Annotated in this window: 14 protein-coding genes, 2 tRNA genes and 1 pseudogene; 6 read left to right on the forward strand and 11 right to left on the reverse strand. The window is 72.6% G+C overall.

Annotated features, from left to right (window positions below; genetic code table 11):
* Positions 1-8: 8 nt before the first annotated feature.
* From ACIGYR_RS26915 to ACIGYR_RS26925, 3 genes are all read left to right on the forward strand, one after another.
* Entirely contained in the window at positions 9-2,546 is a 2,538-nt protein-coding gene (locus tag ACIGYR_RS26915; protein ID WP_399603879.1) for an MFS transporter, read from the forward strand.
* Positions 2,547-2,650: 104 nt separating this feature from the next.
* A complete protein-coding gene (locus ACIGYR_RS26920) occupies positions 2,651-3,472 on the forward strand; it encodes a YceI family protein (RefSeq protein ID WP_399603877.1) in 822 nt (273 codons plus the stop codon).
* A 49-nt stretch (positions 3,473-3,521) separates the two neighbouring features.
* On the forward strand, positions 3,522-3,992 hold the full coding sequence (locus tag ACIGYR_RS26925) for a PPOX class F420-dependent oxidoreductase (RefSeq protein WP_391845754.1): 471 nt from the start codon (positions 3,522-3,524) through the stop codon (positions 3,990-3,992).
* A 28-nt stretch (positions 3,993-4,020) separates the two neighbouring features.
* Here the strand turns inward: ACIGYR_RS26925 and ACIGYR_RS26930 are convergent, their stop codons facing one another.
* The 8 genes and pseudogenes from ACIGYR_RS26930 to ACIGYR_RS26965 all read right to left on the reverse strand — a co-directional run bounded on the left by ACIGYR_RS26930 (position 4,021) and on the right by ACIGYR_RS26965 (position 14,424).
* Positions 4,021-4,779: a TetR/AcrR family transcriptional regulator gene (locus tag ACIGYR_RS26930; RefSeq protein ID WP_399603874.1), complete on the reverse strand. Its 759-nt coding sequence runs from the start codon at positions 4,777-4,779 to the stop codon at positions 4,021-4,023.
* Positions 4,780-4,906: 127 nt separating this feature from the next.
* Positions 4,907-6,292 carry an MFS transporter gene (locus tag ACIGYR_RS26935; RefSeq protein WP_399603871.1) on the reverse strand — a complete coding sequence of 462 codons (1,386 nt, stop codon included), beginning with the start codon at positions 6,290-6,292 and terminating at the stop codon, positions 4,907-4,909.
* A 50-nt stretch (positions 6,293-6,342) separates the two neighbouring features.
* Positions 6,343-8,568 (reverse strand): ArnT family glycosyltransferase, encoded by a 2,226-nt coding sequence (locus tag ACIGYR_RS26940; RefSeq protein WP_399603869.1) that lies wholly within the window; start codon positions 8,566-8,568, stop codon positions 6,343-6,345.
* Positions 8,565-10,080, reverse strand: a pseudogene (locus ACIGYR_RS26945) (glycosyltransferase). The gene ACIGYR_RS26940 and the pseudogene ACIGYR_RS26945 overlap by 4 nt, the downstream one beginning before the upstream one ends.
* Positions 10,081-10,094: 14 nt before the next feature.
* Positions 10,095-11,777: an ATP-binding protein gene (locus ACIGYR_RS26950; RefSeq protein WP_399603867.1), complete on the reverse strand. Its 1,683-nt coding sequence runs from the start codon at positions 11,775-11,777 to the stop codon at positions 10,095-10,097.
* The gene (locus ACIGYR_RS26955; RefSeq protein ID WP_399603864.1) at positions 11,774-12,514 is read right to left on the reverse strand and encodes a response regulator transcription factor; all 741 of its coding nucleotides are present in this window, start codon (positions 12,512-12,514) and stop codon (positions 11,774-11,776) included. The genes ACIGYR_RS26950 and ACIGYR_RS26955 overlap by 4 nt, the downstream gene beginning before the upstream one ends.
* A 94-nt stretch (positions 12,515-12,608) precedes the next feature.
* Positions 12,609-13,481, reverse strand: coding sequence for a DUF2797 domain-containing protein (locus tag ACIGYR_RS26960; protein WP_399603861.1), 873 nt, complete (start codon positions 13,479-13,481; stop codon positions 12,609-12,611).
* 181 nt (positions 13,482-13,662) lie between these two features.
* A complete protein-coding gene (locus tag ACIGYR_RS26965) occupies positions 13,663-14,424 on the reverse strand; it encodes a hypothetical protein (protein ID WP_399603858.1) in 762 nt (253 codons plus the stop codon).
* 1,112 nt (positions 14,425-15,536) lie between these two features.
* Here ACIGYR_RS26965 and ACIGYR_RS26970 point away from each other — a divergent pair.
* Complete coding sequence (locus ACIGYR_RS26970) at positions 15,537-15,836, forward strand: hypothetical protein (RefSeq protein ID WP_399603856.1); 300 nt, start codon at positions 15,537-15,539, stop codon at positions 15,834-15,836.
* Between the two features lie 150 nt (positions 15,837-15,986).
* On the opposite strand, the gene ACIGYR_RS26975 is transcribed toward ACIGYR_RS26970, so the two are convergent.
* Both ACIGYR_RS26975 and ACIGYR_RS26980 read right to left on the reverse strand, forming a co-directional pair.
* Positions 15,987-16,059: transfer RNA gene (locus tag ACIGYR_RS26975), tRNA-Arg, on the reverse strand.
* Positions 16,060-16,276: 217 nt separating this feature from the next.
* Positions 16,277-16,367 (reverse strand) — tRNA-Ser (locus ACIGYR_RS26980).
* A 164-nt stretch (positions 16,368-16,531) separates the two neighbouring features.
* Between ACIGYR_RS26980 and ACIGYR_RS26985 the strand changes: the two genes are divergently transcribed.
* Both ACIGYR_RS26985 and ACIGYR_RS26990 read left to right on the forward strand, forming a co-directional pair.
* Positions 16,532-17,002 carry an SSI family serine proteinase inhibitor gene (locus ACIGYR_RS26985; RefSeq protein ID WP_399603854.1) on the forward strand — a complete coding sequence of 157 codons (471 nt, stop codon included), beginning with the start codon at positions 16,532-16,534 and terminating at the stop codon, positions 17,000-17,002.
* Positions 17,003-17,234: 232 nt separating this feature from the next.
* Positions 17,235-22,265 carry a PAS domain-containing protein gene (locus ACIGYR_RS26990; RefSeq protein ID WP_399603852.1) on the forward strand — a complete coding sequence of 1,677 codons (5,031 nt, stop codon included), beginning with the start codon at positions 17,235-17,237 and terminating at the stop codon, positions 22,263-22,265.
* Between the two features lie 193 nt (positions 22,266-22,458).
* Here ACIGYR_RS26990 and ACIGYR_RS26995 read toward each other — a convergent pair whose 3' ends face one another.
* Positions 22,459-24,114 carry a long-chain fatty acid--CoA ligase gene (locus ACIGYR_RS26995; protein WP_391845796.1) on the reverse strand — a complete coding sequence of 552 codons (1,656 nt, stop codon included), beginning with the start codon at positions 24,112-24,114 and terminating at the stop codon, positions 22,459-22,461.
* Between the last annotated feature and the right edge of the window lie 67 nt (positions 24,115-24,181).

Consider the following 24,181-nt stretch of genomic DNA (forward strand, 5'->3'; position numbering starts at 1 on the left):
GGAAGCCCATGGCAACGACCACACCAGCCGGTGTGCGGGCTCACGCCAAGCACGGGGGAGGCTCCCACGGCGATGCCCCGATGACGCACCGGCAGATCATGGAGGCCCTGTCCGGGCTGCTGCTCGGCATGTTCGTGGCGATCCTGTCGTCCACGATCGTCTCCAACGCCCTGCCGCACATCATCGGTGACCTCGGCGGCGGCCAGTCCGCCTACACCTGGGTGGTCACCGCCGCCCTGCTGTCGATGACCGCGGCCACTCCCCTGTGGGGCAAGCTCGCCGACCTGTACAGCAAGAAGGCTCTCGTCCAGATAGCCCTGGTCATCTACGTGGTCGCCTCGATGGCGGCCGGCCTGTCGCAGAACCCGGGCATGCTGATCACCTTCCGGGTGTTCCAGGGCATCGGCGTCGGTGGTCTGTCCGCCCTGGCGCAGATCGTCATGGCGGCGATGATCTCCCCGCGCGAGCGTGGCCGCTACTCCGGCTACCTGGGCGCCACGTTCGCCGTCGCCACCGTCGGCGGCCCGCTGCTCGGCGGTGTCATCACCGACACCTCCTGGCTGGGCTGGCGCTGGTGCTTCTACGTCGGTGTCCCCTTCGCGATCATCGCGCTGATCGTGCTGCAGAAGACCCTGCACCTGCCCGTGGTCAAGCGGGACGTCAAGGTCGACTGGGGCGGCGCCACCCTCATCGCGGCCGCCGTCTCCCTGCTCCTGGTCTGGGTGACCTTCGCCGGCGACAAGTACGACTGGCTGTCCTGGCAGACCTACGCGATGGTCGGCGGTTCGATCGTCCTCGGCCTGCTGTTCGTGCTCGTCGAGTCGAAGGCGAGCGAGCCGATCATCCCGCTGCGCCTGTTCCGCAACCGCACGATCACGCTGGCGTCCCTCGCCTCGCTGTTCGTCGGCATCGCGATGTTCTCCGGCACCGTCTTCTTCAGCCAGTACTTCCAGCTGGCCCGCGACAAGTCGCCCACCATGTCGGGCGTCATGACCATCCCGATGATCGGCGGTCTGTTCATCTCCTCGACCGTCTCGGGTCAGTTCATCACCCGCACCGGCCGCTGGAAGGCGTGGCTGGTCAGCGGTGGCGTGCTGGTGACGGCCGGCCTGCTGCTGCTCGGCGGCATCCGGTACGACACGGACTACTGGAAGATGGCCATCTACATGGCCCTGCTGGGTCTCGGCATCGGCATGATGATGCAGAACCTGGTCCTCGCCACGCAGAACCAGGTGGCGCCTTCCGACCTCGGCTCGGCCAGTTCCACGGTGACCTTCTTCCGCTCCCTCGGTGGTGCGGTCGGCGTCTCGGCGCTCGGCGCGGTGATGTCCCACAAGATCACCGACTACGTCAAGGACGGCGTCGCCGACCTCAGCCCCAAGTACCAGGCGGCGCTGGCCGGGGGCTCCGGCTCCACCGACAGCATCCCGGACATGGACACGCTGCCGGCCCCGATCCGGACGCTGATGGAGAGCGCCTACGGCCACGGCATCGCGGACGTCTTCTTCATCGCCGGCTGCCTCGCGGCCCTCGCCTTCCTGATCACGCTGTTCATCAAGGAGGTTCCGTTGCGGACCAAGGGCGCGCTCGCGCAGAGCGCCGAGGGTGAGGCCCCCATGGCCGACCCGGCCGCCGCTCCCGTCGTCGCCGAGGCCCAGGCCCCGGCCGCCGAGCAGATACCGGCCGCCGTCGCCGCCGCCCCGGTGTCCGACACCGGCACGGCCACCGCCACGGCCACCCGGCCGATGACCGCCGTCGCCACGGTGGCGGAGCCCGACACCTTCGGCGGCACCCCGGTGCACGGCTTCGTCCGCGGCGCCGAGAGCGCCCCGGTCCCGCAGGCCGCGGTCACGCTGATCTCGCTGTCCGGCCGCCAGCTGGGCCGCTCGGTCGCCCAGGCCGACGGTTCCTACGCGCTGCACGCCCCCGGCACCGGTTCGTACGTGCTGATCGCCTCCGCCGACGGCTACCAGCCGCAGGCGTCCACCATCGTCGTCGGCGAGGAACCGCTGTCGTACGACATCCTGCTCAGCGGCACCAGCGGGCTGACCGGTGTCGTCCGGGCGGCCGGGAGCGCGCTGCCGGTCAAGGACGCGATGGTCATCGTCACCGATGTGCGCGGTGACCTGCTGGCCACCGCCGCCACCGGGGAGCAGGGCGACTTCGCCCTCACCGACCTGGTGCCGGGCACGGTGACCGTCGCGGTCAACGCGAGCGGGTTCCGGCCGCGCGCCCTGCCGGTCGAGGTCGGCGCCACCGGCGTCACCCGCGTCGAGGTGGACCTGGACGCCGGTGCCCGGCTCCAGGGTGTCGTCCGGTCCCCGCATGGTCTGCTGGCCGACGCCCGGGTGACCCTGGTCGACCAGGCCGGCAACGTGGTCGGCACCGCCACCACCGGTACGGACGGGGCGTACGCCTTCACCGACCTGGACGGCGGCGAGTACACCGTCATCGCGACCGGCTACCCGCCGGTGGCCACCGCGCTGACCGTGCACGGCACCGGCGTGGACGGCCACGACATCGAACTCGCCCACCCCGGCGAGTAATCCGGGCCCCGGCCCGTGGCGGCGCGCGCCCTGAGCGGAGGGTGCGCCCGCCACGGGCCGGTCTCATACGACCAATTTTTGAGCTTTTGCAGGGAGAAAACGGGATGGGACTGACCGCGAAGATCCGTACCCGGGACGGGTGGGCCGTGTCGCACGCGGTCGTCACGGTGACCGACATGACCGGTACGCAGGTGCTGCGCGCCGAGGCGGACGCCGAGGGGGCCGTACGGGATGCCACGGAGCTGCTTCCGGGGGCGTACACCGTGATCGTGACGGCGGTCGGGTACGCGCCCGCCGCGTCCAGCGCGATCGTCACCGCGAGCGGCCGGGCCGAGGTCGGCACGGTCACGCTGGCCCGGCAGGGCGGCGCCGAGCTGCCGCCGCCCGGACCCTGGACCATCGACCCGGCGCACTCCTCCGTCGCCGCGGTCGCCCAGCACCTGGGTATCTCCAGCGTGCACGGCCGGTTCACGGAGTTCGGCGGCACGATCGAGATCGCGCCCGACGACGTCACCAAGTCCCGGGTCGAGGCGGTGATCCGGGCGGCGTCGATCGACACGGGCAACGGCATGCGCGACACGCATCTGAAGTCCGGGGACTTCCTCGACGTCGAGCGGCACCCGGAGATCACGTACAGCTCCACGGGGCTGACCGCCGCCGGCTCCGACCGCTGGCGGGTGCACGGTGAGCTGTCCATGCACGGCGTCGTACGACCGGTGGACCTGGACCTGGCCTACCTCGGCACCGGCGCGGACCCGTGGGGCGGGACGAGGGCCGCGTTCCGGGCCACCGCCGAACTGCACCGCGACGACTTCGCGATGAACTACAACCAGGTTCTCCAGGCGGGCATCGCGGCCATCGGCACGACGCTGAAGGTGGAGCTGGACATCCAGGCGGTGCAGGGCCACTCGCTGCCCCAGGCGTAGGCACGACAGGGTCAGCCACAGGGGCATCCGCTGCCCCTAGGCTGACCTCATGGCACCGAACATCGCGACCAACACCCGGGTATCGCTGGACGAGCTGCTGGACTTCGTACGGCCCCGGCACCGTGCCCTGCTCATCACCCGCCGTGCCGACGGCGGCCCGCAGGCATCACCGCTGACCTGCGGGGTCGACGACTCCGGCCGGATCGTCGTCTCCACCTACCCCGAACGCGCCAAGACCCGCAACGCGGTGCGCGACCCGCGGGTGAGCCTGCTGGTGCTGAGCGACGAGTGGAACGGGCCCTGGGTGCAGATCGACGGCACCGCCGAGGTCATCCACGCCCCGGATTCCGTGGCCCCCCTGGTCGAGTACTACCGCAACATCGCCGGCGAGCACCCTGACTGGGACGAGTACCGGCGGGCGATGGTCGAGCAGGGCAAGTCGATCATCCGGGTGACACCGGAGCGGTGGGGGCCCGTGGCCACGGGCGGCTTCCCGGCCCGGCTGGCCCCGGACGACTGATCAGCACCTTCCCGGCGCCGAGGCGTGGTCAGCCGCGGGCGACCATCGCCTCGATGCCGGCGACCAGCAGGTCCAGGGCGAAGGTGAAGTCGCGTTCCAGCATCTCCGCGACCGTGTCACCGCCGCGGGCCGCCATGAGGTCCTTGGACTCCCTCATGACCTCGGCGGTCCCCGGCACCTCGTCCACCATGGTCATGGCCTCGGCGAAGTACTCGTCCGGGCTGAGCCCGGTGTCCGCGGTCCGGGCGAGGAAGTGACCCTCGATCGTGCCGTAGCCGTACACGAACTGGAAGACGGCCGAGATCGCCCCGGTCACCCCGTGCGCGGGCAGCCCCGTCCGGCGGATGACCTGCTGGACCACATGGGAGAAGGCGAGCGAGTTCGGGCCGATGTTGAGGTAGCGCCCGGCCAGCGGCGACAGCCAGGGGTGGCGCACCAGCTGTGCCCGGTGCGCCGTGGCCAGTCCCCGCAGCTGCTCCCGCCAGTCCTCGTCCGTGTTCTCCGGGTCGGGCAGCCGCAGCTCGGCATAGGTGGCGTCCAGGGCGAGTTCGAGCAGGTCGTCCTTGGTGTCCACGTACCAGTACAGGGACATCGCGGTGACGTTCAGCTCGGCGGCCAGCCGGCGCATGGAGAACTTGGCGAGCCCCTCGGCGTCCAGCAGCCGCACGGACGCCTCGGTGATCCGCTCCCGGTCGAGCCCGGAGGGCTGTCCACCGCGCCCGCCGCGGCGGGCCTTGCCCTCCCGCCACACACTGTCCCGCGCCGACCGACCCGCTGCCTTCGTCACCGACGCACCTTTCTGTCTCCGCTCACTGTCCCAACCTAAGGGGGCGCGGGAGCGTGGCCACCGCCGCGTGGGCGCGTGAAGCCACGACGAGACCGCGACCGCACGGATACCCATACCCCGCGAGCCGTCAGGCGGCCACCCGCTCCGCCCGCCGCAACAGCGCCGCTGCCGCGATTCCGCCGGCCAGCACGGCCACCGCGCCCACCAGTTGCCCGGCCCCCAGGCCGGCCGACACGGAGTGCCCCGAGGCCACGGAAGAGCTGAGCACGGCGCCCAGGACGGCGACCCCGAGACCGTTGCCGAATTCGGCGAGGGTGCCGTTGACACCGGACCCGACCCCGGCCTTCTCCGGAGGAATCGCGCTCATGACGGCGTGCGCCATCGCCGGGTTCGCGACCGCGCACCCCGCGCCGATCAGCAGCAGACCCAGCAGCGTTCCGGTGTAGCCGGCGGTGTCGACCTCGGCGATGGCCACCAGACCCGCCGCCATCAGCGTCATGCCGAGCCCGATCGACATCGGCGTACCCAGCCGGGCCGACCACTTGGCCGAAACACCCGTGAAGTTGAGCGCCACCACCGTCAGCGCCAGCGGAGCGGTCCGCAGGCCGGCCTCCAGCGGGCCATACCCGAGCACGAACTGAAGGTGCTGCGTCAGCAGGAAGAGCGCCCCGCCCATGCCGAACGTGATGAGCACGGCCCCGGCGACGGCGCCCGTGAACCGCCGGTCCCGGAAGAAGTGGAGGTCGAGCATCGGCTCGTCGATCCGGCCCTCCCACCGGGCGAAGGCGCTCAGCACCAGCACCGCCACGGCCGCCGTGACGAGCACACGCGCCGACGTCCAGCCGTGACCGGGGCCGGAGATGATCGCGTAGACGAGCGAGGCCAGGCCGATGGTGGACAGCAGCGCGCCGAGCAGGTCCGGGCGGTCGCCCCGCGGGTTCTTGGACTCGGGCACGAGCACCGCCACCGCGGCCAGGGCCAGCGCCGCGACGGGGATGTTGATCAGGAAGATCGCGCCCCACCGGAAGTGACCCAGTACGAAGCCGCCGATCAGCGGGCCGCCGGCGAAGCCCAGCGCGTTGACCGCGCTCCAGATGCCGATCGCCTTCGGCTGCTCCTCGGGGGCGAAGATCTGCATCGCCACGGCCAGCGTGGTGGTCAGCAGCAGCGCGCCGCCGATGCCCATCCCCGCCCGCGCGGCGATGAGTTGGGCGGTCGTGCCCGCGAGGCCCGCCACCAGGGAGCCGCTGCCGAACAGGGCGAGCCCCGCCACCAGCATCTTCTTACGGCCGTAGCGGTCGGCGGCGCTGCCCGCGGTGAGCAGCAGGCCGGACTGCACCAGGGAGTAGGCGTTGATCATCCACTGGATGTCCGAGGTGGCCGCGTGCAGTTCACGGGTGAGCGAGGGGATGGCCACGTTCAGGACGGTGTTGTCGAGCAGCACGGTGAGCTGCGCGAGACATATGACGCCGAGTATCAGCCAGCGCCGGGGATGGCCTTGGGAAGCGGACATGACGTACACCGTATAGTGGTGACTATACGGTGTACAACACGTGTGTTCGGTCAGCCGCTCTTCCGCTGTGTGAGGTCGTAGAACGTGGCCGATCCCACCGTCACCTTCGTGAAGGTGCTCTGCACCCATGCGCTGATCCGCGAGGCGGTACCGCTGTCGCCGCCGCCCATGCCACCGCCGGCGATGAAGTAGTGGATCCTTCCGTCCTCGACGTACTTCTTGAACTGGGCCGGCGTGGGGGACGGGTCGGTGCCGTTGAACCCACCGATCGCCATCACCGGGTCGCCCGTGCCGAGCTGGTAACCGGCCGCGTTCTGGGAGCCGACGGAGGCGGCCACCCAGGTGTAGTCCGAGGCGTTCTTCTCCAGCAGCCGCTTGGCCTCGGACGACACGCTCGCACCGTTCAGGAGGCCGCCGGCGCCTCCCGTCCCGCCCTCGCCCGTCCGGCCACCACCGGGGAAGCCGTTGCCGTTCCGCCCGCCCGGCAGGCCCGGCTGCGTCTGCGTGCCGCCGTTGCCGTTCCGCTGGTTCCCGCCCGGCGTGCCGCCGCCGAGGCCACCGCCGCCCGGGACGCCGTTGCCCGGGACGCCCTGGCCCTGCTGTCCCGGCTGCGTCTGCGTGCCGCCGTTGCCGTTCCGCTGGTTCTGGCCCGGCGTGCCGCCGCCGAAGCCGCCCCGCATGCCGCCGCCGGGGCCGCCGCCCCGGCCGCCCATCATGCCGGCGCCCGCCGGGCCGGCCGTGACGATCGAGCCGGTGTGGCCCTGCCGCAGTGTGCTCAGGGTGTACGCCGTCGGTCCGGCCAGCGCGGCCACCAGGCCCACCGCCGCCGCCCCGAGGGCGAGCCGGCGGGAGATCCGGCCCGCGAAGACCAGGCCGAACGCGGCGGCCAGCCCGCCGATCAGGACCAGCCACCTCAGCCAGGGCAGATAGCCGGACGTCCGGTCGAGCAGCACGTATCCCCAGGCCGCCGCCGCGACCACGGACGCGGCGAGCGTGATCGACGCCCACAGCTCGCGCCGCTTCTCCCACAGCAGCGCGGCGCCCATGCCGGTGACGGCCGCGAGGTAGGGGGCGAGGGCCACCGTGTAGTACTGGTGGAAGATGCCCGCCATGTAGCTGAAGACCACCATGGTCATCAGCAGCGAGCCGCCCCACACCAGGAACGAGGCGCGGGTGACGGACGTCCGCTTCAGCCTGCGCGTCGCCACCAGGCCGGCGACGAGCAGGATCAGCGCGGAGGGCAGCAGCCAGGAGATCTGGCCGCCTACCTCGGAGCCGAACATCCGGTCCCAGCCGGTCTCGCCCCACATGCCGCCGCCACCACCGCCGCGACCGCCGCCCACGCTGCCGGTCTCCTCGCCGTTGAGGCGGCCGAGGCCGTTGTAGCCGAAGGTCAGCTCCAGGAAGCTGTTGTTCTGCGAGCCGCCGATGTAGGGGCGGGAGGAGGCCGGCCACAGCTCGACGACCGCGACCCACCAGCCGCCCGAGACGACCAGCGCGAGTGTCGCCGCGGCCAGCTGCCCGCAGCGCTTGCGCACCGGCACCGGCGCGCACACCGCGTACACGAGCGCCAGCGCCGGCAGGATCAGGAACGCCTGGAGCGTCTTGGCGAGGAACGCGAAGCCGATCGCGGCGCCGGCCCACACCAGCCATTTCGTACGGCCGTCCTCCAGGGCCCGGACGACGAGGTAGCAGGCCACCGACATCAGCAGGGCCAGCATGGCGTCCGGGTTGTTGAACCGGAACATCAGCGCCGCGACCGGGGTGAGCGCGAGCACCGCACCCGCGATCAGACCGGCCGCGGGGCTGAACCGGCGGCGCACACCGGCGTGCACGACGGCGACGGTCGCCACGCCCATCAGCACCTCGGGCGCGAGGATCGCCCACGAGTTGAGGCCGAAGACGCGGACCGACAGCTCCATCGGCCACAGCGAGGCCGGCGGCTTGTCGACGGTGATGGCGTTGCCCGCGTCGAGCGAACCGAAGAAGAACGCCTTCCAGGACCGGCTGCCCGCCTGGACGGCCGCCGAGTAGAAGGAGTTGGCGTAGCCGGAGGCGCTCAGGTCGTAGAGGTAGAGCAGCAGCGTGGCGGCCAGCAGGCCGAGGAAGGCCGGGCGCACCCAGCGGGGGTCCTCGGTCCGGCCACGCCACAGGCGGCGCACGAACGGCTGCCTCGGCTCACCGGCTCCGGCACCCCGCGGGGGCGCGGCGGACGGCGGCCCCCAGACGGCCGTACCGCCCTGCGGTGTGGTCGGCGGGTCGTACTGCGTGGTCATCGGGGGTCCCCCGGGTCGGTGTCGTGAGGGCGCACCCGCTGTAGCCGCGCGGTTGCGTCCCTCCAGCTGCCGTCCGCGCCGTCACCGGCGCGGACCTGGGTGGTCTGGAACGGCTCCTGGTGCGACACCCGGCGCTGCGGGAGCGGGGCGTACGGAGCCGACGGGTCGTGGGCCGGCGGGGCCGGGGGGTGGTGGGCCGGGGCCGGGGTGCCGTGGGCCAGGGTGCCGTGGGCCGGGGTGTTGCAGGCCGGGGTGTTGTGGGCCGGAGTGCCGTGGGGTGGCGGGGCCGGGGTGTGCGCGGTGTGCACCGAGGACGGGCCGGTCTCGCTGCGGTCCGGGAAGACCCAGGCGCGGAAGAGCAGGAACCGCAGGATGGTCGCCGCGAGGTTGGCGGAGATGAGCACCGCCAGTTCGGGTCAGGGCGAGGCCGATACCGAAGACGACCAGGCCCTGCGCCTGATGCCGGACGGCCCCGCCCCGGCCGCGCACCCCGAAGGTGAGCCGGCGGTTGGCGGCCGTGTTGGCCACGGCCGAGACCAGCAGCGCGAGCGCGTTGGCGATCTGTGCCCCGCTGAACTGCCGGAAGACGCTGTACAGCAGCAGGTAGAACAGGGTGGACAGGCCACCGACCACGCAGAAACCGACCAGCTGGCGGGCCAGGCCCCCCGGCACGTCGGTCAGCTCGCGGTCGCGCGGGTCGTCACCGAACGGCCGGGTCAGCCGGTCCAGCGGCAGCGAGCCGGTGGCCAGGGCCCTGCCGACCCGCCACACGCCCTTGAGGTCGTCGGTGGCCGTCTTCACGATGTGCACGGTGGAGTCCGGGTCGTCCACCCAGTCCACCGGCACCTCGTGGATCCTCAGGCCCGCCCGCTCGGCGAGGACCAGCATCTCGGTGTCGAAGAACCAGCCGGTGTCCTCCACCAGCGGCAGCAGCACCTGCGCCACCTCCCGCCGGATCGCCTTGAAGCCGCACTGGGCGTCCGAGAAACGGGCCTGGAGGGAGCCGCGCAGGATCAGGTTGTAGGCCCGGCTGATGAACTCACGCTTGGGGCCGCGCACCACCCGGGAGCTGCGGGCCAGCCGGGAGCCGATCGCCAGGTCGGAGTGACCGGAGATCAGCGGCGCCACCAGCGGCAGCAGGGCGTTGAGGTCGGTGGACAGGTCGACGTCCATGTACGCGAGGATCGGGGCGTCCGACGCCGACCAGACGGTCCGCAGCGCCCGCCCCCGTCCCTTGCGCTCCAGGCGGGAGTTGGTCACCTCGGGCAGCTCCGCCGCCAGCCGCGCCGCCACCGGCGCGGTGGCGTCCGTGGACGCGTTGTCCGCGATCGTGATGCGGAAGGCGTACGGGAAGGTGCGCCTGAGGTGGTCGTGCAGTCTGCGGACGCACGGCTGGAGGTCCTTCTCCTCGTTGTGGACGGGGATCACTACGTCCAGGACAGGCGTTCCGGCGGCTGCGGCCGGGAGGTGCTCCCGCGCCGGCAGGGTGCCGGGAGAAGAGTCGGTTCGCATGGCACCGACTTTTCTCAAGCGCCCTGTCGCACCCATGTGGTGACACTGTGCTGCGCCTGTGAGTGCGATTGCCGGTCCCCCTCGGGCGCCGGCCGGGGGACGGCCGGGGCGAGGGCGGGCAGACGCACGGTGAACACGGTGCGGCCGGGAACGCTGTCCACGGTCACGGCACCGTCGTGCGCGGCGGCCACGGCCTGCACGATGGCGAGTCCGAGCCCCGTGGAGCCGGTCGCACGGGACCGTGCGGAGTCCCCGCGGGCGAACCGCTCGAAGACGTGCGGCAACAGCTCCGGCGCGATCCCCGGCCCGTTGTCCTCGACGTCGACGCACGTCCATGGCCCGCGCCGCTGCACGCGCGCGGTGACGGTCGTACCGGGTGGGGTGTGTTTGCGGGCGTTGCCCAGCAGATTGACCAGCACCTGCTGGATCCGTGCCGCGTCGGCCGAGACCAGGGCCGGTTCGTCGGGCAGATCGAGCCGCCAGTTGTGGTCCATGCCGGCCGCACGGGAGTCACTGACCGTGTCGACGACCAGCGGGACCAGATCGGTGTGCTCGAACTGGAGCGGGCGGCCGGCATCGAGCCGGGCGAGCAGCAGCAGGTCCTCGACGAGGAGGGTCATCCGGCCCGCCTCGGACTCGATACGGCCCAGCGCGTGCCGGGTGTCGGGACCGACCTGTTCCCGCCCGCGCCGGGTCAGCTCGGCGTAACCGCGGATGGAGGCGAGCGGTGTCCGCAGTTCGTGACTGGCGTCGGCCACGAACTGCCGGACCCGCGTCTCGCTCTGCTGCCGGGCGTGCAGGGCGCCGTGGACGTGGTCGAGCATGCGGTTGAGCGCGGCGCCGACCTGGCCGACCTCGGTGTGCGGGTCGCACTCCGCGTCCGGGACCCGTTCGCTGAGGTTCACCTCGCCGGAGTGCAGGGGGAGTTCGGAGACCCGGGTGGCGGTGGCGGCGACCTTGCGGAGGGGGCGGGTGGCGACGCCGACGATGACCGTGCCGGCGAGGGAGGCGGCGAGCAGTCCCGCGACGGTGACACAGACCTCGACGAGGATCAGGGTGTCGGTGGTGTCGTCGACGTCCTCGGTGGGCAGGGCGACGTAGTAGGCGTCACCGTCCGGGCTCTCCTTGTACTGGACGCGGTAGTCCCCGAGTCCCGGCAGCTCCACCGTGTGCTGGTGGCCGTCCCTGGACGCCTGGGCGAGCGCCCGCTGCTGCGCCGCGGTGAGGGCGACGGTGCCCATCCGGAACCCGTGGTAACTGTCGTTCAGCTGCACGGCCTTGGCCGCCCCGGCGACCGATCCGCCGCGCAGGTACGCGGCGACCGTGCCGGGCTGCGTCGGGCCGATGGTGAGCAGGCGTTCGATCCGCTCGCTCGGCGTGGTGGTGGTCCTGGCCGAGGAGCCGGGTTCCCCGGGGTCGCCCGGTGCCGTGCCGCCGGGGCTCTGCATACGGCCGCCGCCCGCGGCGCGCATGGCCATCTCGCCGACCTTGCCGTCGAGCTGGTCGTACAGATGGGTGCGCAGCGCGAGCGTGGTCACGGTGCCGATCACCGCGCACACCACGGCGATCAGCACCACGGACGCGACGACGAGCCGGGTCCGCAGGGTGCGCGGCCGTCCCTCTCCTGCTCTCGGCTTCGCTCGAGCGAGGGGACCCCCGTGCCGCTTCCGCGGACGCGGCCGTCGTCGTCCGCTCATGACACGGCGGGCTTGATCAGGTAACCGGCCCCGCGCCGAGTGTGGATCATCGGCTCCCGCCCGGCGTCGATCTTCCTTCGCAGATACGAGATGTACAGCTCGACCACGTTGGCCTGGCCGCCGAAGTCGTACGACCACACGCGGTCCAGGATCTGCGCCTTGCTGAGGACTCGCCGTGGGTTGCGCATGAGGAAGCGCAGCAGTTCGAACTCGGTGGCGGTGAGGTGGATGGACTCCCCGGCCCGCGAGACCTCGTGGCTGTCCTCGTCGAGCGTCAGGTCGCCCACGACGAGCACGGACTCCGAGCGCCGGTCGGCGGCACCGGATCGCCGGATGAGCCCCCGCAGCCGTGCCACGACCTCCTCCAGGCTGAACGGCTTGGTGACGTAGTCGTCCCCGCCGGCGGTCAGCCCGGCGATACGGTCCTCCAGCGCATCCTTGGCCGTGAGGAAGAGGACGGGCACATCGGGCAGCTCACGCCGCAGTCGGCCGAGGACGGACAGCCCGTCCATGTCCGGCAGCATCATGTCGAGCACGACGGCGTCGGGCCGGAACTGACGGGCCGTCTGGATGGCCCCCTGCCCGTCCCCCGCGCTCCTGATCTGCCAGCCCTCGTAACGAAGGGCCATGCTCAGCAGTTCGGTGATCGACAGCTCGTCGTCCACCACCAGCACTCGGACGGGGCTCCCGTCCGGCCTCAGCAGTTCGGTGCGCCCCTGGGGCGAGGTCGTGGTCATGCTGGTCACCCTGTCGGCACCCTCTGAGAAGACGCTTTCCGGAGTCTGTGTTTTCTCTGAGAAACGCACAGCAACCTCTCAGCGGTCCCCCGGGTCAGAACAGCCCGTCCGGCACCCTCCTGAACTCCCTTACCGGGAAGGTGCATTCGGCCGCCGCCGACTCCGGCGGCACCAGTTCCCAGCCGGTCATCAGCCGGGTGTCCAGGACGACCACTTTGCGTCCGCCGACCGCGAGATGGAGGTCCGGACCGGCGGCCGCGACCAGCTCACCGCGCACGGACCCGCCCGGCACCAACTCCACGACCTGGCCGAACGCCGCCGGGGCGCCCTTCAGCCCGAAAGCCCTTACGCAGTCGGTGACCTCGCAGGGCTCGGGACGGAGGGACTCCGGCCAGCCGGTGAGCGCGACGGCCCGCGCGTGCAGCTCCCGCACCTCGGCGGCGCGCTCCGCCTCCGTCCCCGGCAGCGCCGACCGCACCGCCCGCTTCTCCGCGTACGGGACGCGGTCCGGTACCCGCAGCGCGGCCCGCAGCAGCTCCTCGGTACGCCGCGCGGCCATCAGCGGGCCGGTGCCGAGCCAGCTGAAGCAGACGGCGCCCTGTTCGAGCAGCCGGGCCGGGCCGCGTTCAAGGGCGGTGATGCCGACCTTCACCATCCCCGGTCCGAACCACGCCAGATACACGCGGTACGGCCGCGGGTCGTCCGCGATGGTGTCGGCGGCGACGGAGTGCGCCCGGTCCAGCCGCGCGCACTCCTCGCACCGGGCCCCCGTGCTCCGCCCCGGCACCTCGGCCCCCACCGGACAGGCGTGCCCCCGCGCCCCCACACATGTGCGCACGCCCCCTTCCGGCACCGCGAAGGCGACCCGCTTCCCCCAGGGCAGCGCACTGCGCCGCCCGCCGTCCCACAGCAGCACCGGACCCTCCGCCGGCCAGCGCAGCCCCGAACATTTCCACACCTGTGCCATCACTCGTGAGGGTAGAGGGTGGGTACGACAACGGCCCGTGTGCGGCGGGACGGACGGCCGGCCGGACACCACTGGCTCGGTGGCGGAAAGGCCAGAGGCCCCGGATCCTCTCCGGGGCCTCTGGCCTGTGCGCACTCGGCAGGGTTCGAGCCTGCCGCCCTCGCGGTGGTGACGGTGCCGCTTACTTGACGAGCACGGCGTCGCCCACGGCGGTGGCTCCGCCGGTGGTGGAGTCGCCCGCGTAGTACCAGCGCCAGGCACCGGCGGTGTTCGCCGTCACCGTGGCCTTCAGCGCACCGCCGCTGCCGGTCTTGACCGTCTTGACCGTGGCGTAGGAACCGCCGTCGGGGCGGAACTGCAGAACCGCCGACTTTCCGGCCTGCCCGACGTACTTGTGGGTGTTCCAGTCGGCCTGGGTCAGCTTGCCGGTGACGGTGAGGGTCTTGCCCTTCACCACCGGCTCGGGGTCGGCGTCGGTCTGGGCCATGGTCGAGGCGCGCAGCACCTTGGTCGGGTACAGGCCGCCCTTGCCGACCACGTTGTCGTCGGAGTCGGCCGCCTGGAGGTAGAGGTGCCAGGTGCCGGCTACCCCGTTGCCGACGAGCGTCTTCGGGTCGATGGCCAGCTTCTGCACGCAGCGCGTGACGGTGGCGCTCAGGTCCTGGCAGGACGGCGAGCTCACGGGCCGGGCCTCGCCGCTCCACGTGTCCAGGCCACCCGCGTACAGGAACGCCTCGGAGGAGTAGAGCTTGTGGGTGTGGTTCACGGTGTAGTGCACGAGGAACTGCTTCGGCGCGACCGTACCGACGACGAGCGGCTTGCCGCTGTCGATCGCGATGCTCGAGAAAGTGAGGGGGTTCTCCTCCGCCTGGGCCGCCGGGATGACGAGCGCGGAAAGAGCGACGGCGCCGCAAAGGGCGCCCACGAAGGAGCGAATACGCATGATGGTGTCCCCACACTGAAGCCCGCCGGATGCCCCCCGAGCGGGATCTTTGATGATGTGAAGATCGTATGAGCGCCCATGATGCTCGGAACAGAGAGCAAGATCCGCTGTTACACAGCCAGGACATCAGGTGAACAGGGCACGGACATCACCGGCGGGCGGCAACCACAACGGCGGCACCTCGGCGCCCCGCCGACCCGAGACCGGGACCGGCCCGCACGCCACCGGACATCGCCGCCGAAGCAAGACCCAGAGGCCCCGGCGATCACTCCACAGGGTCCCTGAACCGATGCGCACCCGCCAGGATCACAGCGGGAGCCCTCATCGTGGGATGCCATGGGCGGCGCCGGCTGACGCGGTTGCTGTACTTCGCTGCTGTAGTGCGCCCCTGAAACGCAAGAGGCCCCAGATCTCTCTGGGGCCTCTTGCCTATGTGCACTCGGCAGGATTCGAACCTGCAACCTTCTGATCCGTAGGATCGGGCAGGCGGTTGGGCGGGGGCTCCCCTTCCCACCCGGCTGATCGCTGATGGTCGTGATCAACGGCCTCTGTGTGCCGTCGTTGCCGTCAACGTTGCCGTCAGCTCGGAACAGTGGCACCGGCTCGCAGCGTAGGCGATCGCCGACTCCCTCGTTCGTCACTACGTCACTCCGGAATTCGGCAAGAAGAAGCTGGTCCGGCTCACCGCCCGCCACATCCGCGCCTTTCTCGCGAAGACGGCCGTCACCTGCCAGTGCTGCGCGCAGGGCAAGGACAGGGCGCCGACGCCGCATGATCACGGAAGTCCTCGGCCACAGCTCGATCCGCGTGACCATGGACGTCTGCACCTTCGTCCGGCTCGACTCGCAGCGCTCGGCGTTCGACCGGGTGAGTGATGCCCTGAGGGGTGACGGCAACGATCCGGACGATGACGATGGCTCGGCCGGTGCCCTCGCAGCTGTCTATCCGCCCTTAATCCATGGATCAGCCAGGAAGCGCACGGTCAGCTGCTGTCCGAAATGCGATCACTCGTTCGCAGGACCTTGGCATATAGGGCCGATTTGGTGACAAGTCTCCCGCCAGCCGCCGGAGACGGCCAGGCAATCGCATCCCTCACACGAAGGAAGTCGACCATGAGCTTCATCCAGACCGGCAAGATCGACCTGAGGTCCGACAACCCGATCGAGACGAGCGGCGGTAACACCTCGACCTTCACGCGCGTCACGTTCCCCAGCCCGTTCCCGCCGGGTTCCAACGTCGTCGTCTTGCCGCTGACCCAGACCTTCAACGGCCCGGAGACGCCGGGCATCCGCGTCCATGACGTCACCAACACGGGCTTCCTCATCCGCCTGAACGAGGTGTACGCCGGTGCCGCCAAGAGCGACGGCAAGCACATCACCGAAACCATCGGCTGGCTGGCAGCGACCGTCTGACGCACAACGCTCTGGCCGAGCGCAGGTTCCCCTTCAAGCAGTGCCCGGCCAGAGAACTACGCGCCGACTGAGGCGGTTGCCGTCAAACACTGCCGTCAACGCAAAAACCAGAGGCCCTAAGGAGTGATCCTTAGGGCCTCTAGTCTGCTGTGCACTCGGCAGGATTCGAACCTGCAACCTTCTGATCCGTAGTCAGATGCTCTATCCGTTAAGCTACGAGTGCTTGTTCTTTTGTTTTGCCCCCGCTCCCGGCCCTTTCGGCCCGCTCGCGGCGACAGGAAGAACATTACATGACTGCCGCCGTCATGTGAAATCCGATCCCCGCACCCCTTGTGACCTGCGAAAACGCCGAAGAGCGGGGGTGCAGGACATGATCCGCGCGGGGGGGGTCGGGGAACGCCGAAGCCCCGGTCCTGGGGACCGGGGCTTCGGGATAGGGGCGGAGGCGGAGGGATTTGAACCCTCGATGGGCTTTAAGGCCCAAACCGCATTAGCAGTGCGGCGCCATAGACCGGACTAGGCGACGCCTCCAGCACAACCGCTCACGCGAGCGCGCGAGTGGTGCGTGCAGATGATGACACAGGCGAGCGCCCTGTCACCAATCGCCCCCCACGGTACTAGGCACTCGGGTCACAGGGCAAAGGGCTTCGCCCGGCGGGGCGCAACATCTCGCCCGGTCCGGCGTTGGACAGGCCATGGTCTTTGTCCTGCCGGTCACCGGGCGGCGCCTCCTCATGGCGTCCCTCGCCGCCGCCGCTTCCCTTGTCCCTCTCACCACCACCGCCGCCTCGGCCACCGGTGCCGTACCGCCGCCCGTGCGGCCCGAGGACCGGGGTGATCACCTCACCGTCGTGGTCCGGCACGCCGGCGCCGCACGGGACGGGAGGTACGAGGTGTACTGCCACCCCGACGCCGGGCACCACCCGGACGTGGCCGGGGCCTGCCGGGCGCTCGACGCGCACACGCGCTGGGGCCGGGACCCCTTCACGCCGGTGCCCCCCGGCACCACCTGCACCATGTTCTACGGCGGCCCGGCCACCGCCCGTGTCACCGGGACCTGGGCCGGACGCCCGGTCGACGCCTCGTTCGACCGCGGTGACGGGTGCGAGACCGACCGCTGGGACCGGATGGTGCCCCTCCTGCCGAAGGTGGGGGCGGGCGGGTAGCCGGCACGGGGCCCTTGGCGGAGGCACCGGTTCCGTAAAGGTCCGGCGGAGGTATCGGGGAGCCGGGGCATCGGTCACGCGTTCGCCGTCACTTCCTCGTGGGACCTCCCTCTCATCCGGCGCCCCGAGCACGACCCGAGCCTTTAGACTCCCTCGCGTGACACGTCGCGGGCCGGTTGGCAATATGGCCCGAGCGGTCGGCAAGGTGCGGTAACAGGGAGGAAGGCGTCTCGTGAGCAGCAGGCCATCCCGAGGCGCTGCTCGCCTCGCAGCCATACTCGACGCTCTGCCGGACGCGTTGGTCCTGGTCAACGCCAACGGAACCGTCGTCAACGCCAACACCATCGCGTTGGAGGCGTTCGAGGCACCGGGCACCGCGCTCGTCGGGCGCGGGCTGCTCGATCTGCTGCCGCACTTCGACTCCCGGCTCATCCCCGGCTCCATGCGACGGCCCGACCACATGGACCCCCGGGGACGCACGAAGCCGACCCGGATGGTCGCCCGGCGCACCGACGGCACCGAGTTCCCGGTCGAGGTCACCAGCGCGAACCTGGAGAACGGGCAGCAGGCGTACGACGGTTACGGCTACACCGGTGACGAGCTGCTGATGATCGTGGTCCGGGATCTGTCCGGGACCGTCGACACCGAGGCGGAGCTGGCCCGCTCGCAGCGGCAGACCGAGATGATCCTGCGGGCGGCGTCGGAGGGCGTCGTGGGCACCGACACCGACGGACGGATCGTGCTCGTCAACCCGGCCGCCGCTCAGATACTGGGTTACCGGGCCGGTGAGCTGGGCGGCAAGGAGCTGCACACGCTGGTGCTGCACTCGCGGGGCGACGGATCGCCGTTCCCGTACGAGGAGTCGCCGCTCGCCGACACCCTGCGCTCCGGGCGCAAGCACCGGGTGCGCGGGCAGGTGCTGTGGTCCAAGGGCGACCAGAAGGTGCCGGTCGACCTGACCACCGCGCCGGTGCGGGACGGGGACCAGCTCGTCGGCGCCGTGATGACCTTCACCGACCGGCGGCCCTTCGACTCCCTGGCGGAGGAGAAGGACGCGCTGGAGAAGGAGCGCGCCGAGGAACTGGAGCGGCTCTCCGAGGAGCACGCCTCCGATCTGACCGCTCTGCGCCAGCAGCACGTCACCGAGATCGAGGAACTCCGCGAGGAGCACGCGGAGGAGCTGGCCGCCGGTGAGGAGCGGTACGCCGCGCTCGCCGAGCGGGAGAAGGACCGGTACGAGGCCCTCGCCGGGCGGCACGAGCAGCTGCTGACCCTGCTCGGGCAGTCGCTGCGCGGCCCGCTGGACGAGCTGCGGCGCGAGCTGTCCGCGCTGGCGGCGGACGACGCCGGGCAGCTGTGGCCCGAGGCGAACCAGGTCCTGCACCATCTGTCGGCCGGCTACGCGCGGATCACCACCCTCATCGACAACGTCCTCGGCTATCAGCGGCTGGACGCGGGCGGCGAGGACATCACCCGTACCAAGGTGATGCTGGACGCCGTCGTCGCCGCCGGTGTGGACGGGGCCGTCGAGCTCATCGGGCCGGGGCGGGTGCAGTTCGCCGTGCACGCGCCGCCCATCGAGGCCGAGGTCGACCCGCAGCGGCTCGCCGTCGCGCTCGCGCATCTCGTGGCGGACGTCGCCGGGGTCGACGCGACCGGCAACACGCCCGTGTCGGCGGGCGGTTATCTGGACAACACCGTCGTGGTCGCCGCCGCCCAGCGCGGTGAGGTCGCGCGGATCGAGGTACGCGGGCCGTACGCCGGGGGAGACCCGGTGCACGAACCGATCGTGCGCGGGATCGTGCGCGCCCACGGGGGTGTGCTCCAGACGCACGAGGTGCCGGGCATGAGCGGCAGCGCCTACGTGCTCGAAGTGCCGCTCGGCGGCGGGGCGGGCGCGGTCGCCGCGCAGGCCCCGGACGCCGGTGCGGCGGTGGCGGACGACGCCGGGGCGGCCGAGCAGGGCGTCGGCGGCCGACGGCGGGCCCGGCGGGGCTCCACGGACGCCTTCCTGGACAGTGACGCACCCGGCACCGGTGACGCCGACGGGACGGAAGCGCCCGTGCCGACCGGCCGGCGCCGACGGCGGGCCGCCGGGCCTGCCGAGACCGCCGGGACCGCCGGGACCGCCGGGACCGCCGGGACCGCCGGGACCGCCGGGACCGCCGGGACCGCCGGGACCGCCGGGACCGCCGGGACCGCCGAGGAGGGTACGGAGATCCCGGCCGGGGCCACGGAGAGCGCGTCCGGCGGGACCGGCCGACGCCGTGGGCGGCCCGCCGAGATCGGCTCCGGCAGTGCTGACGCCGGTGACGGCGAGGGAGTGACCGAAGGCTCCGTGATGACCGCGGCCGAGCAGGGCGCGGGGGCCGCCGCCTCGGGTACGGGGCTCGGCGGCACCGTGCCGCCGCAGGGCGTGCCCGTGCCCACGGGCCGACGTGCCCGCCGCGATCCCGGTGCCCTGCAGGCCGCCCTGCCGCCGGCACTGCCCGCGGCCGGTGCGGAGCCGGTACCGGGCGCGCCGCAGGCGCTGCCGGGTGCCCCGGTGGTTCCGGCACAGGGTGGCGAGGCGGTCGCGGCCGAGGGTGCGCAGCCGACCGGACGGCGTCGGCGGGCGCTGGCCGCCGCGGCGGAGCGTGCCGCGGCGCAGGAGGCGGGCGGCGCGCGTACGGTCTTCGCCCTGCCCCCGGCCGAGGCCGACCGGTCCCCGCAGACCGCGAACCCGGCGAACGGCACGGCCGCGGGCCCGGGTACGGCTACGGCCCTGCCGATGCCCCCGGGTGTGGGTACGGCCGCGGTTCCAGGTGCCGGTATGCCCGCGGTTCCGGGCGCCGGTATGCCCACCGCCCCGGGTACCGGTATGCCCACCGTCCCGGGCGCCGGAGTCCCCGCCGCCCCAGGCACCGGTGCGTCCGTCGCTCCGGGCCCGGGTCCTGCCTCCGACGGCCGGCCGCTGGTCGTCGGTCCGCCGGCCGGTGCCGGGCCGCTGCCCGGCCAGGTGCAGGTGCCCGCGCAGCCGCCGTTGACCGTCGAGGGCGTTGCAGGGGACGACGGCCGGCACGATGCCGTACCGCTCGACCACGCCGACGACCACACCCCGCCGCAGCCTCATCCCACCAGCGCCCCGACCGGTCGGCGGCGCCGTGCCGTGGCCCAGCCGGCCGAGTCCGCCCAGGCGGTGGCGCCCGGAACCGCACCCGGGCAGACCCCACCGCAGCAGATGCCGGTGCCGGCCGCTTCCGGCCAGCTCCCGCAGGCGACGGCCGTACCGACGGTCCCCGGTCAGCAAGCCCCGGCGCACAGCGTTCCGGCGCAGGGCACCGTCGGACGGGGCATCCCCGGCCAGGCCGGGCCCGTGGCGCCCGCGGCACCTTGGGCAGCAGGGCCGGCGGGTCCCGGTGCCCAGCAGTCGGCAGCCGCGGGTCAGACCGCCGTACCCGCCCAGGGCACGGCCGGTCGGCCCGCTCCGGCCCCGGCGGCGCCGGCCTCGGCCACGCCTGTGCAGGGCAACCCCGTCCAAGGGGCGCACGTCCAAGGGGGGCACGTACAGGGCACACCCGCGCAAGGCACGCCCGCTCAAGGGGCGCCCGTACAGGGCACGCCCGTCCAGGGCACCGCGGCGCGGTCCGCGCCCGTCGATCCCGCCCGGCAGTCTCCGGCCGCACCGATTCAGGGTGCCGCCGCGCACCCCGTTCCCGCGGCTCCGCAGTCCCCGGCCGCCGCGCAGCCCGGCACCCCGCCCGCCGGTACACCGGTGGCGTCCCCGGGCGCACTGCCGTTGCCCGCCGAAGCCGGGACCGGGCAGGTGCCGGCGCAGGGGACCCCGGCCGTGCCGGGGGCGACCGGTGACGGCGCAGCGCCCGGCGTCCCGCAGCAGTGGCCCGGTGCCGGTGACACCGCCGGTGCGGGGGCCCCGGTCCCGAACCCCGCCACCCCGGAGGCCGGCACACCGGCTCCCGGCGCCCCGCTTCCCGCGGGAGCGGACGGCGGTCGGCCGAAGCGGGCCGCGCAGCCGTTGCCCGCCGAGGCCGCGGGCGGTGCGCCGGTCGACCCGGACTCCACGCAGGGGCGGGCGATCTCCGTCCGCACGCTCGGGCAGGGCGTGCCGTTCGCCCGGCAGGCCGCCCAGGTGCAGCAGCCGACGGCGACGCCGCCGCCGCACGCGCCCGGCGGTTCGGGCCGGCGGCGCAAGCTGGGCACACCCCCTGACCCGGCCACCCGTCCGGAGCCGAAGCCGGACCAGGCGGTCCGGCCGCATCCGCCGGCCGACCCGGCGCCCGCGCAGCCGTCGCTCGGTGCGCAGCCGTCTCTCGGCGGACAGCCGCCCGTGCCGCAGCCCGCGCCGGCCGGTCCGGCACCCGTGCCGCAGCCCTCGCTCGGTGGCCAGGCCCGACAGGCCCCGGGCACCGAGGGTGCCGGGCGGTCGTACGCCATAGGCGCCCCGGAGCCCGACGCCGCCGAGGGGCCGGAACCGCTGGACGGTCCCGGTGGGGCCGTGGAGGTGGCGGACACCCCGCGTCCGCAGCCGCTGGACGACGAGCTGCCCCCGGAACCGCTGGACAACCCGCGCCGGCTGCTGGTGTGGCCCGCGCCGGACGTGACGACCCAGCAGGCGCTCAGCGACCGTGGCTATCGGCCGGTCGTCGTGCACTCGCGCGAGGAGGTCGACGCGCAGATCGCGGCCTTCCCCGCCGCGCTGTTCGTGGATCCGCTGACCGGGCCCATCACGCGGACGGCTCTGCAGTCGCTGCGCCAGGCCGCCGTGGCCGCCGAGGTCCCGGTGCTGGTGACGGCCGGGCTGGGGCAGGCGACGCGCGAGGCGGCGTACGGCGCCGACCCCGCCGTACTGCTGAAGGCGCTGGCTCCCCGGGACAGCGAGCAGCATCCGCCGCGGGTGCTGCTCATCGAGGAGCACGCGGAGATCGCGTTGGCGCTGACCTCGACGCTGGAGCGGCGCGGGATGCAGGTGGCGCGGGCCGCGAGCGACAACGACGCGGTGACGCTCGCGGGGCAGTTCCGGCCGAACCTGGTGGTGATGGACCTGATGCAGGTGCACCGCCGACGGGCCGGGATCGTGGACTGGCTGCGGGCGAACGGTCTGCTCGACCGCACCCCGCTGGTCGTCTACACCGCCGCCGTCGACCAGGCCGACCTGCCCCGGCTGGCCTCGGGCGAGACGGTGCTGTTCCTCGCCGAGCGGTCCACCAGCACCGAGGTGCAGAGCCGGATCGTGGACCTGCTGGCCCGGATCGGTACCAACTAGGCACCGGCCGGGCGGGGCCGGAAGCCCTTCCCGCGGCTCGGGGCGGCTCCGGGCGGCCACGCACCCCGGGGCCGATCCCGGCACGGCCCGGGAGACCACGTACACCGGGGCCGGCCCCGGAGCCCGCCCGAAGGCGGGGCCCGCGGGACCGTACGGACGAGGGGGAGCGGACGACCCGTGCCGTCCCGCCCCGTCAGAGGCGGGTGACGTCCAGCTGGCCGTCCGCGTACTGCCGGCGCAGCACCTTCTTGTCGAACTTGCCCACGCTCGTCTTCGGCACCGACTCGACGACCGTCCAACGCTCGGGCAGCTGCCAGCGGGCGATCCTGCCCTCCTCGGCGAGGAAGGTGCGCAGGCTCTCGAAGTCGGCGCTCGAGCCCGGCCGCAGGACGACCGTGGCCAGCGGACGCTCGCCCCACTTCTCGTCGGGTACGGCGACCACGGCGGCCTCGGCGACGTCCGGGTGGGACATCAGCGCGTTCTCCAGCTCGACCGAGGAGATCCACTCGCCACCGGACTTGATGACGTCCTTGGCGCGGTCGGTGAGGGTGAGGAAGCCGTCGGGGGAGATCGTGCCGACGTCACCCGTCTTCAGCCAGCCGTCCGTGCTGAACTTGTCGTCCGGCCGCAGGGGTTCGGCGTCGGGACCGTTGTAGTAGGCGCCCGCGATCCAGGGGCCGCGCACCTCCAGCTCGCCCGCGGAGTCGCCGTCCCAGGGCAGGCGTGCGCCGCCGGGGCCGGTCAGGCGGGCCTCGACGCCCGCCGGGAAGCGGCCCTGGGTCAGGCGGTATCCGAACTCCTCGTCGGTGCCGACCGCGTGGGCCGGCGGCCGGGCCACGGTGCCCAGCGGGGAGGTCTCCGTCATGCCCCAGGCATGGCACACCCGCATGCCGAGCCGGTCGAACGCCTCCATCAGGGACGGCGGGCAGGCCGAGCCGCCGATCGTGACCTGGCCGAGGCAGGACACGTCCCGCGGGCGCGCGGTGAGTTCGCCGAGCAGACCCTGCCAGATGGTGGGCACGGCCGCCGCGTGGGTGGGCCGCTCACGCTCGATCATCTCGGCGAGCGGGGCCGGCTGGAGGAAGCGGTCCGGCATCAGCATGCTGACGCCGGTCATGAAGGTGGCGTGCGGCAGGCCCCAGGCGTTGACGTGGAACTGCGGGACGACGACGAGCGAGGTGTCCTCGTCGGACAGGCCCATCGACTGGGCCATGTTGACCTGCATGGAATGCAGGTAGATCGATCGGTGGCTGTACACCACGCCCTTGGGGTCGCCGGTCGTGCCGGAGGTGTAACACATGGCGGCGGCCCGGCGTTCGTCCAGCTCCGGCCAGTCGTAGGCGGTGGGCCGGCCCGCGATCAGTTCCTCGTACTCGTGCACCTGTGCGCCGGTGCCCGCCAGCGGGGCGCGGTCGCCGGGCCCGGACACGACGATGTGCTCCACCGTCGGCAGCTTCGGCAGCAGCGGTGCGAGCAGCGGGATCAGCGAGCCGTTGACGATGACGACCTTGTCGGTCGCGTGGTTGACGATCCACACCAACTGCTCGGCGGGCAGCCGCAGGTTGAGCGTGTGCAGCACCGCGCCCATGGACGGGATCGCGAAGTACGCCTCGACGTGCTCGGCGTTGTTCCACATGAGCGTGGCCACCCGGTCGTCGCCGGACACCCCCAGCTCGTCCCGCAGGGCGTGCGCCAGCTGGGCGGCGCGGGCCCCGACCTCGGCGAAGGTGCGCCGGTGCGGCTCGGGCTCACCGGTCCAGGTGGTCACCCGCGACGATCCGTGGACCGTGGCCCCGTGGGTCAGGATCCTGGAGATCAGCAGCGGTACGTCCTGCATGGTGCTCAGCACGGAGTCCTCCTGGGCGACATTGCCTACGCGGTGGTAGAGGTTGCGCTGATTCTGCGCACATACCACG

The sequence above is a fragment of the Streptomyces sp. NPDC053076 genome (assembly GCF_044546845.1).
In the GTDB taxonomy this organism is placed as follows: Bacteria; Actinomycetota; Actinomycetes; order Streptomycetales; family Streptomycetaceae; genus Streptomyces.